Source organism: Cryobacterium adonitolivorans, assembly GCF_004402695.1.
Classification (GTDB): Bacteria; Actinomycetota; Actinomycetes; order Actinomycetales; family Microbacteriaceae; genus Cryobacterium; species Cryobacterium adonitolivorans.
Window position 1 is genome coordinate 78,076 of sequence record NZ_SOFL01000033.1, and the last position, 13,497, is coordinate 91,572.

General features: G+C 68.1%; 13 protein-coding genes and 1 pseudogene. 5 read left to right on the plus strand and 9 right to left on the minus strand.

Annotated elements, in window-relative coordinates; translation table 11 throughout:
* The first annotated feature begins 343 nt into the window (after nt 1-343).
* The 4 genes and pseudogenes from E3O42_RS09685 to E3O42_RS09700 form a co-directional block, all read left to right on the plus strand.
* Complete coding sequence (locus tag E3O42_RS09685) at nt 344-1,411, plus strand: NADPH:quinone reductase (RefSeq protein WP_134453736.1); 1,068 nt, start codon at nt 344-346, stop codon at nt 1,409-1,411.
* Nucleotides 1,412-1,416: 5 nt separating this feature from the next.
* Entirely contained in the window at nt 1,417-1,827 is a 411-nt protein-coding gene (locus tag E3O42_RS09690; protein ID WP_134453737.1) for a DUF2256 and DUF3253 domain-containing protein, read from the plus strand.
* Between the two features lie 85 nt (nt 1,828-1,912).
* The gene (locus E3O42_RS09695; RefSeq protein WP_134453738.1) at nt 1,913-2,365 is read left to right on the plus strand and encodes an XRE family transcriptional regulator; all 453 of its coding nucleotides are present in this window, start codon (nt 1,913-1,915) and stop codon (nt 2,363-2,365) included.
* Between the two features lie 53 nt (nt 2,366-2,418).
* A pseudogene (locus tag E3O42_RS09700) lies at nt 2,419-2,553 on the plus strand (HepT-like ribonuclease domain-containing protein); the annotation flags it as partial.
* Nucleotides 2,554-2,568: 15 nt separating this feature from the next.
* Here the strand turns inward: E3O42_RS09700 and E3O42_RS09705 are convergent.
* From E3O42_RS09705 to E3O42_RS09740, 9 genes are all read right to left on the minus strand, one after another.
* On the minus strand, nt 2,569-3,864 hold the full coding sequence (locus E3O42_RS09705; protein ID WP_134453740.1) for a DUF6880 family protein: 1,296 nt from the start codon (nt 3,862-3,864) through the stop codon (nt 2,569-2,571).
* A gap of 57 nt (nt 3,865-3,921) precedes the next feature.
* Nucleotides 3,922-4,065: a hypothetical protein gene (locus tag E3O42_RS18000; protein WP_166787951.1), complete on the minus strand. Its 144-nt coding sequence runs from the start codon at nt 4,063-4,065 to the stop codon at nt 3,922-3,924.
* Nucleotides 4,066-4,296: 231 nt separating this feature from the next.
* Entirely contained in the window at nt 4,297-5,229 is a 933-nt protein-coding gene (locus E3O42_RS09710) for an NYN domain-containing protein (protein ID WP_134453741.1), read from the minus strand.
* Nucleotides 5,230-5,352: 123 nt separating this feature from the next.
* Nucleotides 5,353-6,156, minus strand: coding sequence for a glycoside hydrolase family 16 protein (locus E3O42_RS09715; RefSeq protein ID WP_241984747.1), 804 nt, complete (start codon nt 6,154-6,156; stop codon nt 5,353-5,355).
* Nucleotides 6,157-6,228: 72 nt separating this feature from the next.
* Nucleotides 6,229-6,621, minus strand: coding sequence for a PIN domain-containing protein (locus E3O42_RS09720; protein WP_134453742.1), 393 nt, complete (start codon nt 6,619-6,621; stop codon nt 6,229-6,231).
* 174 nt (nt 6,622-6,795) lie between these two features.
* Nucleotides 6,796-8,850, minus strand: coding sequence for a glycogen debranching N-terminal domain-containing protein (locus E3O42_RS09725; protein ID WP_134453743.1), 2,055 nt, complete (start codon nt 8,848-8,850; stop codon nt 6,796-6,798).
* Nucleotides 8,851-8,917: 67 nt separating this feature from the next.
* Nucleotides 8,918-9,826, minus strand: a complete 909-nt coding sequence (locus tag E3O42_RS09730) for a carbohydrate ABC transporter permease (protein WP_134453744.1) — start codon at nt 9,824-9,826, stop codon at nt 8,918-8,920.
* A complete protein-coding gene (locus E3O42_RS09735; RefSeq protein ID WP_134453745.1) occupies nt 9,823-10,917 on the minus strand; it encodes a carbohydrate ABC transporter permease in 1,095 nt (364 codons plus the stop codon). Before E3O42_RS09735 ends, E3O42_RS09730 begins: the two co-directional genes overlap by 4 nt.
* A gap of 5 nt (nt 10,918-10,922) precedes the next feature.
* Nucleotides 10,923-12,182: a sugar ABC transporter substrate-binding protein gene (locus tag E3O42_RS09740; protein ID WP_134453746.1), complete on the minus strand. Its 1,260-nt coding sequence runs from the start codon at nt 12,180-12,182 to the stop codon at nt 10,923-10,925.
* A gap of 200 nt (nt 12,183-12,382) precedes the next feature.
* Between E3O42_RS09740 and E3O42_RS09745 the strand changes: the two genes are divergently transcribed.
* The gene (locus E3O42_RS09745) at nt 12,383-13,432 is read left to right on the plus strand and encodes a LacI family DNA-binding transcriptional regulator (RefSeq protein ID WP_134453747.1); all 1,050 of its coding nucleotides are present in this window, start codon (nt 12,383-12,385) and stop codon (nt 13,430-13,432) included.
* Nucleotides 13,433-13,497: the final 65 nt, after the last annotated feature.

The following is a 13,497-nucleotide window of genomic DNA, read 5'->3' on the forward strand; positions in this document are numbered from 1 at the left end:
AGACCCCATCGCGCGCACGCGTCACACCCACGAACAGCTCGCGGCGGTCGCGTTCGTCGCGTTCGATCTGAGAATCGGTCAAACACCCGGCCGATAAAGTCTCAGCATGGACAGTCAGAGAACGACGCCGGAAGAGCTCGCGATTTCGCTTGGAATAAGTGGGCGCAGAATCCGCCGTTGGCTTCGAGCCGAATTTCCCAGGACCGGTTCGGAGCAGGGGCAACGGTGGTCTCTTACAGAGGAAATGGCCGCAGCGGCTCGAGCTCGTTTCAGCTGATTCGGAACCTTCGGAGAAGAAGCTCGCGCAGGGAAACATTCCGGTCCCACCGACGTTGCCTTCGATATGAAAGCCATTGTGTACAGCCAGACCGGTGACCCATCCGTGCTTCAGCTCGTGGATCGGCCGGTGGCCGAACCCGGTGCGGGCGAGGTGCGGGTGCGCATCGTGGTCAGTGGTGTGAACCCCACCGACTGGAAGTCGCGCCGCGGTTCGGCGCCGGGCGAGAAGCTGGCGTTCGACGACGTCGTGCCCGGTCAGGACGGCGCCGGCATCGTGGAAGCGGTCGGCGCGGGCGTGGAGCACGTCTCGGTGGGCGATCGGGTCTGGATGGCGCTCGCCGCGTACCAGCGGGCGAATAGCGGGTCCGCGCAGGAGCAGGCCGTCCTTCCCGCCGAGCGGGTCTTCAAGCTGCCGGCGACCGCGAGCTTCGACCAGGGCGCGAGCCTCGGAGTGCCGGCGATCACGGCGCACCGCGCGTTGACGGTTGCCGAGGACGGCCCGCGCCGGCTGCAACCGGGAGCGCTCGCGGGCAAGGTGGTGCTCGTGGCGGGTGGCGCAGGTGCAGTCGGGCACGCCGCGATTCAGCTGGCCCGGTGGGCCGGGGCATCCGTCATCACGACCGTGAGCTCGCCGGCGAAGGCGGCACTCGCCACGGCCGCGGGCGCGCAGCACGTGCTCACCTACACCGACCCGGACATCGTCGCCCAGATCCGGGCGATCGCACCGGAGGGTGTGGACCTGATCGTTGAGGTCGCGCCCGCCCAGAATGCGCCGCTCGACCTGGCGGTCATCCGCAATCGCGGGTCGATCGCGGTCTACGCCAACAACGGCGGCGACCAGATGACGCTCGACGTGCGCCAGCACTTCAGCCTCAACGTGCGCTACCAGTTCGTGCTGCTCTACACGGTGGGGATGGATGCGATTCGGGCGGCGGCCGAGGACATCAACGCGGCCCTCATCGACGGCGCACTCACCGTGGGGGAGGAAGCGGGGCTGCCCCTGCACCGCACCGATCTTGCCCACACGGCGGATGCCCACACCCTGATGGAGAGCGGCGTCGTGGGGAAGGTGCTGATCGACGTTTCGGTCGGCAAGCACGAGAGCGCGTCGACCGGGCATCCCGCAGGATAGAAGGCATGGCTCACCGTCAACGCACACCCGCCGATTCTGACGCCACCGGCGATCGGGCGGAAAAGACCTGCACCTCGTGTGGGCGCCGCATTCAGTGGCGCGCGAAGTGGGCCGACAACTGGGACGCGGTGAAGTACTGCTCGGCCGCGTGCCGCTCACATGGCGTTGATCCGACAGACCTCCGGCTGGAGGAGACCATTGTGACGCTGCTGGGCGCGCGGGCGCAGGATGCCACGATCTGCCCGTCCGACGCGGCGCGCGCGATCGGCGGCGAGGAGTGGCGCGACCTCATGGAGCCGGCCCGACGGGCAGCCCGCCGCATGGTCGCCCGCGGCGAGCTGCAGATCACGCAGGGCGGGAGCGTGGTCGATCCCTCGACAGCCAAGGGCCCGATCCGGTTGCGGCGGCCGCGCTAGCGCCGCCAGGTCAACGCGGAATGGCTAGGGACGCCAGCCGGGAGCGGGCCCAGCAACTGGCTGTAGCCCGAGCTATAACCCCGGCATGAGTACGCCAACCCGGATTCTCGACGCGCGCGCACGGGCCGGTCTCTCGCAGAGCCAGTTGGCCCTGCGCGCGGGAGTTTCGCAGCCCAATCTCTCCGCTTACGAGGCCGGCCGCGTGCAGCCGCGGCCCGAGACCCTCGCCCGCATTCTGGCCGCCACCGCTGAGCGGCCGTCGGTCGTGCTGCAGCGCGAGCGGGACCGCGTGCTCGAGCTGGCCGGCCACCGCGGGGCGGGCGCCGTGCGGGTCTTCGGCAGCATCGCCCGGGGCACGGATGCCGTCGGCAGCGACATCGACATCCTCGTCACCTTCGCCCCCGACGCCTCCATTCTCGATGCGGCCGGACTCGTCCTCGACCTCGAGAACCTGCTCGGCGTGCACGTTAACGTGATGAGCGACCGCGCCGAGGGCGCCATCCGTGATCGCGCCGTCGCCGAGGCGGTACCGCTTTGAGCAACGGCGTCCGCGGAAGCGCCGAACAGTGACGCACGAATTCGACCGACCCGGACGTCGCTTGGGCCGAGCTGCGGGCCATGCGCAACTATCTCGCCCGCGATTACGCGAACACCGACTATCAGATCATCTGGAATGCCCTCGTCACGGACTTTCCGCGGCTGCTGGTGCAGTTGGGGATTGCGTGAGCTACCGAGATGGGGCTAGAAACCGGCGCGGTCGAACGCCTGGATCAGGGTGGGCCGGCGGCGGTTCTCTTCGCGCAGCTCGACCATGATGAGCGGGAACCGCGCCGCGGCATCCGTCGCCTTCAACGCTCGGCGCAGCTGCCGTAGGCGGGCGACCGCGGACTTGTAGTTTTGCGGTTTAGAAATCTCCAGGTCGGTCTGGATGAGTCGGATGAGCACCGGAACCACGGCGGCCGGATCGGTTTTCTCCCGCGCGGCGACGAGCGTGGTCCACAACCTCACATCCGTCGTGAGCCGCTCGGCTGACTCCCAGGCACGATCGACAAGCCCCCGGCCGAGCAGGGTGGCGATCAACTCACCCGGATGCTGCGTCTCGAGTTTCGCGTAGACCGGCTCGGCGAGGGAGCTCCATTCCACGTGGTTGTTCTCGTCGGCGGCCTGCGCGAGGGCCAGGGCATTCTTGGACGACGGCCACCGGTCGAAAACAACCTGCCGGGCTGCGACCTCCTCGTGAGGGCGGTGCGCGTGCAGAAGCTCGCACCAGAAGTGGCCAGCATGCTCGGCCTGAAAACTGGTCTCGAGCAGGGTGGCCCGCTCGGCGTACGCGAGGGCCTGGTCGACGGCGCCGACCTCATCCAGAGCCTTCGCCAGATCACGCATCCGGTACGAGCGGGTGAGGTCGCCGAAGCTGGCGATGACCGCGTCGGGGTCGCCGCTCGCGACGGCCAGCCGTTCCCGGTAGCGGCCGATCAACCAGCGGTTCGAGTCGTAAGGGTCGGTGCGTGGGGGAAGGGCCGCCTCGAGCTCATCCAGGCGATTGGCCAGCAGGGACAGGCCCGCCGCGCCGAGGGCATTCGCGTAGGCGGCGATATCGGGCTCGAAGTAGTCCTGGGTGCCGTCGAAGCGGAAGTCGATGAGCCAGGTGGCGAGCACGGTCGGCTTGGGCGGCGTGGCGTTACACAGCTCGGCGTGGAGGGCGAGAAGCTCGTAGGCGAGATCGCCGATCTCGCCGTTGGAGTCATCGGCGCGCAACGCCACGGTGACCACGTTGGCGAGTGCCTTCTGTGTCGTGGGGATGAGGGCGGCGCTACCCCAGGTCTGCGCCGCTCTGCGGAGTTCGTGCACCCCAGCAAAGGCCTGGTTGGCGTATTCGGAGACCGCGTCCCACCGGATCAGTTCTCGCCGGGTGCGGAACATCGCCAGACTGCGGGTGCGGGCCTGGGCGAGGGTGTCGGCGGATGCGTCGGCGGGCGAGGCGACGGAAGGCGCGTTGGGCTCGGTCGCGGGTCGTTCGAACTCTGACGGGTGCATGGCAGCAAGTCTTGCAGCTTCGGGTGAGCGCTGAGCCGACGCTGGCGGTTTTGAGGGTCACGCTGCCCGGCGCTGTGTCAGCGCGGCGTCCGCAGACAGACGGCCGGCACCGGCGAGAACCAGGGTGACGGCGCTGGCGGCCAGCACAAGAGTCAGCTCGTAGCCGCCCTCGGCAGCAAAAATGCCGAAGGACAGGTGCACCACTTGGGTTCAGGGGGTCGTTGCAACACCTGATTGATTCGAGGTGTTGGGTGTGGGTGGTCGTGTTGGGTTGCCGCGTGAGGTTCACCGTCGGTAACCAAGTTCGATGGCATCCAGAAATTGGGTGGGTAGGCGCATCCCGCCATCCTGGTCAGCGATGTCAACGATCGCTGCGGGGCCGATCTGTTTCGCACTGACCCATCGGATCACCATGCCCGCGGGTTGGGTCGATCAGGGCCGTAAGCGCAACAGAATCGGACTGGACGGCGTCTTCTTGTCGAGCTCGACAACCGTGTGACGGGACCTGAGGAAATCCGAGAACTGACGGAATCCCAGGGTGCGCTCCTGGAACGACGGGTCCATGCGCTTCATTTGCTGCTTGAGGGTGGAGGCATGCTGCCAGTCCTGGTCATTCTTTGCGAGCAAGTCCATCGCCCGAACGAGCAGGGCGGTCGCTGCTTTCCGCGCGGCCGGGCTTGCGGCCTGGGTCTCCAGAGATTGGACGGTCGGTGTCGTGACGACTGCCGCCGAGGGCGCTGCCGCCGGCGCATCCGTCGACTCAAGCACGGGAGCGGTGAGCTGCGCCGCGCTCACAATGCCGGGCAGGGAGTCGTAGTCGGCGAACTCGTGACAGGCCGCTGCCAGCGAGGTGCTCGTCGCGCCTGACACCCCAATGCCGATGACGTAACGGCCGAGCCTCTTGCAGCGTTGGGCGAGCGGGATGTAGTCCGAGTCCCCGGCGACGATGACGATGTGGGAGAGGTCCGCGAGACGGAACGAATCCTCCATGACGTCGATGGCCAGGCGAATGTCCGCGCCATTCTTCAGCGAAGCCACTGTCGGAAACAGTTGGATGAGATCGACGGCGCGGTCGGTGAGCTGTCGCTGGTAGCGCGCGTTGACCGCGGCTGACCAGTCGGCGTAGGCGCGGCTGATGACGATGGCGCCGAACGAGGACGCGTAGTCCAGCACAGCACCAATGTCGATCATGGCGAGCTGGATGCGGGCGGTGACGGCTGGGTCGGCCTTGGCATGGCCGCTCGTGTGGTGGCGGGCCTTGTCCTTGGCGAACTGGTTGGGTCCGTGCAGCTGGTTGTAGCGGGAGATGACGATGTTGTCGAAGTCCAGGTAGACCCCGACTCGATCTTCAGACTGCTCGGCCATCCGGTGCTCCTCGTAAGTCGGTACCGGTGACGCGCACGCGTCCCCCTGTGGTCAGTCTCTCGGTTGAGGTGAGACTGCGCAATTCCGGGCTCGGACTGGGGGCGTGAGGTGACCGCACCGCTATTACAGCGGGCCGTCCCATCCTCGAACGGAGTGGATGGAGGCGGACTTGGGGTACGCCCCGGCGGTGCTTGAGCGCGGGCCGATCTCGAATAGGTCCAGCATGAGAAGCAGCGGGTAGTCCGGTGCCCATTGGGAACGTTTGACGACGACTCCCTCGCAGCCGATCACGGTTCCCTCCGGCCCCCAGATCACCGACCAGGTATGCGGACGGGACGCATCCACCGGAACCACGACCTCGACCATGTCGGTCACCAGCGCATCGTCCCCGTGAGCTTTTAGTCCGGTCCGCGCTCGGGTTTCGGACTTGCCGATTGCGGTGGCGTCGATCTCGAAGATGCAGATCTCGCCGCTGTGCTGCGGCGAGAGGTTCTCGGCCCCGACGAGCCAGGCGGCGAGCATGCATCCGTCGTCGACGCTCGCGCTGACCGTGACGTCGATCCTTCCCGACGACGGCGCCCACAGCAACCGCCCCGGAGTCTCGGTGCGAACCGTCAGACCATCGGGGCGGTGTCGGTGTGTTCCCCGCTCGGACCCGACAGGCCCCGAGAAGACGCCCGTCTGCAGGTTGGACACGCGCAGCGGCGCATCCTCCTCGCGCCAATCCGGTTGGTCTTGTTCGATCAGCAGCCGAAGCCCGGCCGCTCCGGCCAGTTCATACCGGGCCCGGGATCGCTCTGGCGTCGTCCAGTGGGGGAGGTAGTCAGCCACCCAGAGATCCTGGCGAAGGGTTGGCGCGGAGAAGTTGTCCTCCACGTCGGGCACGCGTTCGGGCTTCTCCGGCAACAACTCCACGGCATCGATCACGGCACCATTGTCCTTGAATCGTCCGTCGCCCCGGAAGCGCTGTGCGGCGCCTGACCCGCGCACCTCGGCTGGTTACCCGAAAAGATCCTCGTAGGGTGCGATCGGCACCAGCAGCTGGCCGGCCAGGCGGTCGTCCTCTGCCACGAGGGCATCGGCCTGGAGGGTGGCCACGGCGAGGTACTCCGCCGGCCCGATATCGTCCCAGCCGAGCTCGGTCGCGATCTTCCAGGCGGTGGACCGGGACACCCGATCGGCTAACAGGCGGATCTTCAGGCCGGCGAGGCCGTCGAGTTGCTTGCGCGCCACGGCGTCGTCGAGGCGGCCCGCGCGCACCTCGCGGTACAGCCGGGACAGGACCTCCGAGCGCAGCCCGGCAGGAGCCACGAGCTGATGGTGGTCGGGCACGCGCTGGCCGTCCCGGATCAGGCGGAGGGCGACTGCAGCGTCGATGGCGAACCGTGTCATGGGTTGATCGTGGCACCCGGATTGGACTGGGGACAAGAATCTGGCTCGATTTGCGCCTGCGAGACCAGAGCAGGGGGTGCGAGTGTGAGCGCGGCGGATCTCGACAGGCTCGATCAACGGGGTGGCTGGGTCGGTGGGTTGGCTCGGGTTCGATCGACGCGGGTGGAGGCTCGGTTAGCGGGCGGGGAGGGCCGCCTTGAGGCCGTGCAGGGTGATGTCGCCGACGATGGCGGGGGTGATCGGGGTGGAGGTGACCTCGCCGGTGGTGGGGTCCGGAGAGAGTCCGAGCACGGTGCCGAGCACCGAGATCGCGGCGGCGGCCGACCAGGCCTGCGGGCGGCAGGCGGCCGGGTAGGCGCCAGCCGCGGTGACGGCGGTGGCGGCGTCGCCGGAGTGCAGCTCGGGCATCCGGTAGTCGAAGGACTCGGCGGCGGCGAGCAGGCCGGTGATCAGGATGCCCGCCTCGGCGCCGAAGCCGGAGCGGCCGAGGCCGGCGATCGCGATGGCGGTGTCGTGGGTCCAGACCGACCCGCCGTGGTAGCTCACCGGCCAGTAGCCGGCGGAGTCGGTTGACATGGTGCGCAGGCCGAAGCCGGAGTTGAGCTCGGGGGAGACCAGCCGGGCGGCGACGAGAGCGGATTCCTCGGCGGAGAGCAGGCCGGTGCCGAGGAGGTGGCCGATGTTGCTGGTCACGGTGTCGACCGGGCGCTTGAACGCATCCAGGGCCACGGCCGGGTAGCGGCCCTCGGCGGAGTCGATCCAGAAGGCTTCGCGGAACCGGGTCTTCAGTGCCTCGGCCCAGGCACGCCAGGTGTCGCCGCCGGGCCGGCCGAACGCGTCGAGCAGGTCGGCGCCGCCGATGGCGGCCTGGTAGGCGTAGGCCTGCACCTCGCAGAGGGCGATGGGGCCGTCGGCGAGGCTGCCGTCCCGCCATTGGATCGAGTCGCCGGAGTCCTTCCAGCCCTGGTTCGCCAGGCCGTGGCCGGTGCTGTCGACGTATTCGAGGAACCCGTCACCGTCGCTGTCACCGAAGTCACGCATCCAGGCCAGGGCCGCCTCGAGGTGCGGGAGCAGGGCCTCGACCTCGGCGTCGGCCATGCCCCAGCGGTGGGCGTCGGCCAGCAGGCAGATCCACAGGGGAGTGGCGTCGACGGTGCCGTAGTACAACGGCGGCAGCGACACGTCTTCGCCGGGGATGGTGAACGCGGCCGGCCTCAGCTCGTGCATGATCTTGCCGGGCTGCTCCGCCGTGTCGGCGTTGTTCTGGGTGCCTTGCAGCTGGGCGAGCAGCCGCAGCGTGGAGGCCGCGAGCTCGGTGCCCAGCGGGAGCAGGAATCGGGCCGCCCAGAGCGAGTCCCGGCCGAAGAGGGTGAAGAACCAGGGGGCGCCTGCGGCCAGGAACGGGTCATCCGGCCGGGCGGTTGTGGCCATCCGCAGCCCGGAGAGGTCCTCGAGCGCGCGCTGCACCCAGTGGCCGAGGCGGGCGTCGCCGGACGTGACGGATACGCCGGCCCACTCGGGCAGCCCGGCGGCGGCCTGCACCACGGTGGCCGAGTGCTCGACGTCCACGGTCCACTGCACGGTGACGCTGCCACGGGCGGGCACGGTCACCGACCAGTCGGCGGTGACGGTGTCGGCGGTCGCGTCAGCCGTCGTGCCGGTTTCGGTGCTCAGCACGCCGTCGCCACTCACGCGCACGAGCGCCGCCACCGACGCGGTGGCCAGGCGGATGCCCGCGCCCGTATTCTGCACCTCGATGACCGGAGTGTCGGCCAAGTCGACCGCCGGGAACGCGGCCCGGTTGGCCGCGCTGGCCAGGCCCGCCTTGACGACCTGCATGTCGGAGAAGTCCGGCACCAGGCGCACCGACACCGTGGTGTCGATCTGGTGTTGCAGACCGGAGACCAGCGTGATGCTCTCGGTCAGCTGCCCGGCCGTGACCGTGCGGGTGACCTCGAGCCGCAGCCGAGGGTCGGCGGTGCGGTCGTCGAGGTGGCGCAGCAGCGAGCTGAACGTCATCTCGCCGGCGCCGCGCGCGGCCGAGCCGATCGGTTCGCCCGCGGCACCACCGACCAGCAGGCTCCAGCCGGAGAGGACCCGGGTGTCGGAGTGGTACAGGCCGTGGATCGGCAGGCTCGTGCGCCCGTCGGACCCGGACCACGCCTGGGTGGGCGCCGCCAGAACGATGGCGGAATCATGGAGCAGCGGCTGGACGGGGTGGGAAAGCATGAGGACGGTACGACTCCAGAGGTGTTGTGGTGCGGGTCTAAGGAACGGGCGAATAGAGGAGGAGGGGCTACTCCTTCACGGCGCCGTCGGTGGTGTTCATGATGCGTTTTTGGAAGATGAAGAACATCACCGCGACCGGGATGGTCATGATCGCCGCCGCGGCCAGCTTGAGCGGGTACTGGGTGCCTTGGCTCAGCTGCCCGGAGGCCAGCGAGGCCACGCCCTTGGTGAGCGTGGTCAGCTCGGACGATTGGGTGGCCACGATGAAGTGCGACAGCTCGTTCCAGGAACCCTGGAACGACAGGATGATGATGGTCACCAGCGCCGGCCGGGCCATCGGCAGCACGATCGACCAGAACACCCGGAAGGTGCCGGCCCCGTCGATTCGGGCCTGCTCCTCGACGCTGGCGGGGATCGACTCGAAGAAGTTCTTCATGATGAACACGCCCGCGGCGTCGGTGAGCAGCGGCACGACCATGGCCACGTAGGTGTCGTAGATGCCCAACTGGTTGATGACCAGGAACTTCGGGATCAGCAGCACGACACCGGGCACGCTCATCACGGCGATGAGCAGCGCGAAGATCACGTTGCGGCCACGGAAGTGCAGCCGGGCCAGGGCGTAGCCGGCGAGGGAGTTGAAGAACACCCGGCCAAGCGTGACGAAGACCGTCACGATCGCGGAGTTCTGAAACCAGACCGGGAAGTCCGAGTTGAGGAACAACCTCTCGTACGCGGCCGTGGACCAGGTCTGCGGAATCAGCGACATCGGATTGCTGGCGGCATCGCCATCCGTTTTGAAGGAGGTGGCGACCTGCACCAGGAACGGGGCGACGTAGATGGTCGCGAGCACGATCAGGATCGCGTAGAGCAGCGACCTGCCGGCGATAGCCCGGGACGGCAGTTGCTCCCGGCTCAGGTTGCGCAGGCGCTGGGAGGGGGTGCGGGGGCGCACGCGGGACCTCACGGTGGTGCTCATCGGGAGCCTCCGGACGTCGGGGTCTGCAGATATGGGCGCATCCGCCGCACGGACACCTTGCGTTCGGCCAAGAGCCAGCGTTGGAACAGCGTGAAGACCACGATGATCACGAACAGGATGAACGCGATCGCGGCGCCCTGGCCCCAGGCCTGGTTGGTGAAGGCGGTCTGGTAGGAGAGGTACGCCGGGGTGAGCGTGGTCTTGCCCGGCCCGCCTTGGGTGCCGGTGTAGATCTGGTCGAAGACCTGCCAGGCGCCGATCAGGCCCAGGGTGAGCACGGTGAACAGGGTCGGCCGCAGCTGGGGGAGGGTGACCCGCCAGAACCGTTGCCAACCGTTGGCGCCGTCCATCATGGCGGCCTCGACGACGTCGCCGCTGAGGTTCTGCAGCGCGGCGATGAACAGCAGCATGAACGTGCCGCTGGTGGTGAACACGGCCATCAGGATGAAAGCACTCATGGCAACGGATGGCCCGGCGAGCCATTCCCAGAAGGAGATGCCCAGGAACGAGTTGTCGGTGAGCGCGGCCGGGCCGGTTTGCACGCCGAACACGCCGAGGATGTTGTGCAGCACGCCGCTGGGGTCGTTGAACCAATTCGGCCCGTTGACGCCGACGAAGGCGAGCAGCTTTTTGACGGCACCGGTAGCGCTGAACAGGAACAGCCAGAGCACCGTGATCGCGACCGAGCTGGTGACCGACGGGAAGTAGAACGCGGTGCGGAAGAAGCCGCGGCCGCGCAGGATCTGCCGGTTCACCAGCACCGCCAGGAACAGGGACAGCATGGTCTGGATCGGGACGACCAGGAGCACGTACCAGGCGTTGTTGCGCAGGGCCGTGCCGAAGTCCTGCTCGGCCAGGCCGCCGCCGCCGACCAGGGCGGAGTAGTTGTCGAGGCCCACAAACGACACCGAGCCGGAGAAGGGGCTGCCGCGGCCGTTCCAGTCGGAGAAGCTGACCCAGAGGGCCATCAGCACCGGAATGACCAGGAACATGCCGAGCAGGATGATCATCGGGGCGGTGAAGAGCCACCCCGAGGCGGCCTCGCCGCCCCGGATTCCGGAGCGGCGAGACGTGCGTGCGGGCGTCGACATGGGGACTACTTCAGCAGGGCTTCGAGGTTCTGCTGCGTGGAGTCGAGGATGGCTGTCGCGTCCCCGGTCTTGAGCGACTCGAGCTGCGCGTTCAGGTCGCTCACGACATCCGCGGCGCCCTGCACGTTGGGCACGCCCTTGGCGTAGTCCGCTCCGTTGAGGAAGGCCACCAGGGTGGGGTTGGAGATCTTCCACTCTTCGGCGGCGGACTGGATCGAGGGCATCGGGCCGAACTCCTCGGAGAAGGTCAGCTGGGCGTCCTTGCTGGTGAGCTGTTCGACGAGCTCGAGCGCGGCGGCCTGGTTGGGGCTGTCGGCGGCGATGCCCCAGCAGTTGGTGAACTGCATGGTGCCCTTGCCCTCGGGGCCTTCCGGCAACTCGGCGACGGTGTACTTGACGTCGGGGAAGTCGTTTTTCATCGCGCCGGTGATCCAGTTGCCCTCGATGGTCATCGCGGACAACTGCTTACCGAACGCCTCTCCGCCCCAGCCGGCACCGATCTCGCTGGCGTAGCTCATCACACCGTCGTTGAGGAGGGTCTGCGCGTATTCGAGGCCCGCGACGTTCTCCGCGCTGTTCGCGGTGGCCTCGGTGCTGTCCTCGTTCATCAGGCTGCCGCCGGCCTCGGCCATGAACGCGCCCAGCCGGGCGTATTCGCCGCCGATGGCGAGCCCGACGCGTTCGGGCGTGGTGAGGGTCTTGCTCACGGCCGCGAGCTCGTCCCAGGTGGTGGGGATGTCGGCATCCGTGAGCCCGGCCTGGGCCCAGAGGTCGGTGTTGATGATCAGCTGCAGCGTGGAGAAGTCCTTCGGGGCGCAGTAGAACTCGCCGTCGTAGGTGAAGGAGCTGACCAGGCTCGGGTAGAAGTCGTCCTTGTTGGCCAGCTCGTCGCCGTAGGCGAGCAGCGAGCCGTTCGACGCGTAGCCGGCGAGGGCATCCGTGGAGAGGTAGAAGACGTCGGCGGGCTTCTGGGCGGCGAAGCCCTGGGCGAGCTGCTGGTTGAGGTCGCTGGCGACGCTGACCTTGGCGTCGGTGCCGGACTCTTCGGACCAGGCGGCCACCGCGGCGTTGACGGAGGCGGTCTCGGCGTCGCCGCTGGAGCCGATGAGGATGTTCAGGCCCTGGGAGGAGTCGCTGGTGAGTTCGCCGCCGGTCGCTGCGGTGTCGCCGCCGAAGCCGGATCCGGAACCACACGCGCTGAGGGTGAGGGCGCCGGCCACGGTGAGGCCTGCGCCGATCAGCCAGCGGGAGTTGCGTCGTTGCATCTTGGTGCTCCTTCTGTCGCGCTTCGGTGCGCTTTTGCTTGTGTAGTGGTCACAGTAGCGGAATCTATTTGATCGATCAAATAGTTTCTTTGATCGATCCAAATTTGAGCCCTTTTGTGGTCGCAAACGCGGTATTCTGTGGGGGATCGGTGTTGGATCGATCCAGTCGCGGGCAGTGCCTGCGTGGGGGAGGAGCGGCTATGGCTGCATTGCCGACGGTGACGGATGTCGCCCTGGCGGCCGGCGTCTCCCGCCAGACCGTCTCGAACGTGATGAACTCGCCCGGCATCGTGCGCGCCGACACCCGGGAGCGGGTCGAGGCCGCGATCGCCCAGTTGGGCTACCGTCCGCACGCCTCGGCGCGGCGGCTGCGCACCCGGCGGAGCTCTACCATCGGCATTCGGTTGGACCCGATGATCGACGGCATCTCCGGGTCGGTGCTGGACCGGTTTCTGCACGCCCTCACCGAGCAGGCCGACAAGCGGGGCCTGCGAGTGCTGCTATTCACCGCCACCAGCCCCGAAGACGAGATCACCCAGCTGCAACGCCTGAACGACGGCGCCGACGTGGACGGCTTCGTGCTCACCTCCACCTTTGCCGGAGACCCCCGCACGAAGTGGCTGATCGAGAACGGGATCTCTTTCGTGACCTTCGGGCGTCCGTGGGGCAGCAATGACATGGACGACCCGCAGCACCTCTGGGTGGATGTGGACGGCTGGGCTGGGCTGCACCAAGCCACCCGGGCGGCTCAGGAGGCCGGAGCGCGGCGCGTCGGCTACATCGGCTGGCCCAGCCCCTCGGGCACCGGCGAGGACCGCCGGCGGGGCTGGCGCGACGCGATGCTCGAGCGCGGCGACGTGTCGGAGGACGACCTGGCCGCGCTCGAGGTGGTCACCGTCGACGGTGTGGCCGAGGGCACCGCGGCGATGCAACAGCTGCGCCGCACTGTGGGCATCCTGGACGCGGTGCTCTGCGCGAGCGACTCGCTGGCCCTGGGCGCCATGATCGCCAACCCCGATCGGGTACCGGTGACCGGCTACGACAACACGCCTATCGCCGCGGCGATCGGGCTGTCGAGCGTCGACCAGTCGGTGGAAGAGGTCGCCGCCGGGGTGCTCGACCTGCTGACGGGGGAGTTCAACGGCCGCGTGCACGGCTCACCGGAATCGCTTGAGCCCCGGCACCGGATGGTCAAGCCCCGGCTGGTGTTGCGCGAATTCGCTGCGATCCCGATGGACGAGTCGGCGTAAGCGCTGGGCTCGGCTCGGCGGTGGGCGTGTGCTGAGGTCGGGGTCATGACGCGTTGTGCGGGCAA

Bases quoted from the DNA above. Each gene is read 5' to 3' on its own strand.
- E3O42_RS09685 (WP_134453736.1), top strand. From the start codon at position 344: ATGAAAGCCATTGTGTACAGCCAGACCGGTGACCCATCCGTGCTTCAG.
- E3O42_RS09690 (WP_134453737.1), top strand. From the start codon at position 1,417: ATGGCTCACCGTCAACGCACACCCGCCGATTCTGACGCCACCGGCGAT.
- E3O42_RS09695 (WP_134453738.1), top strand. From the start codon at position 1,913: ATGAGTACGCCAACCCGGATTCTCGACGCGCGCGCACGGGCCGGTCTC.
- E3O42_RS09705 (WP_134453740.1), bottom strand. From the start codon at position 3,864: ATGCACCCGTCAGAGTTCGAACGACCCGCGACCGAGCCCAACGCGCCT.
- E3O42_RS09710 (WP_134453741.1), bottom strand. From the start codon at position 5,229: ATGGCCGAGCAGTCTGAAGATCGAGTCGGGGTCTACCTGGACTTCGAC.
- E3O42_RS09720 (WP_134453742.1), bottom strand. From the start codon at position 6,621: ATGACACGGTTCGCCATCGACGCTGCAGTCGCCCTCCGCCTGATCCGG.
- E3O42_RS09725 (WP_134453743.1), bottom strand. From the start codon at position 8,850: ATGCTTTCCCACCCCGTCCAGCCGCTGCTCCATGATTCCGCCATCGTT.
- E3O42_RS09730 (WP_134453744.1), bottom strand. From the start codon at position 9,826: ATGAGCACCACCGTGAGGTCCCGCGTGCGCCCCCGCACCCCCTCCCAG.
- E3O42_RS09735 (WP_134453745.1), bottom strand. From the start codon at position 10,917: ATGTCGACGCCCGCACGCACGTCTCGCCGCTCCGGAATCCGGGGCGGC.
- E3O42_RS09740 (WP_134453746.1), bottom strand. From the start codon at position 12,182: ATGCAACGACGCAACTCCCGCTGGCTGATCGGCGCAGGCCTCACCGTG.
- E3O42_RS09745 (WP_134453747.1), top strand. From the start codon at position 12,383: ATGGCTGCATTGCCGACGGTGACGGATGTCGCCCTGGCGGCCGGCGTC.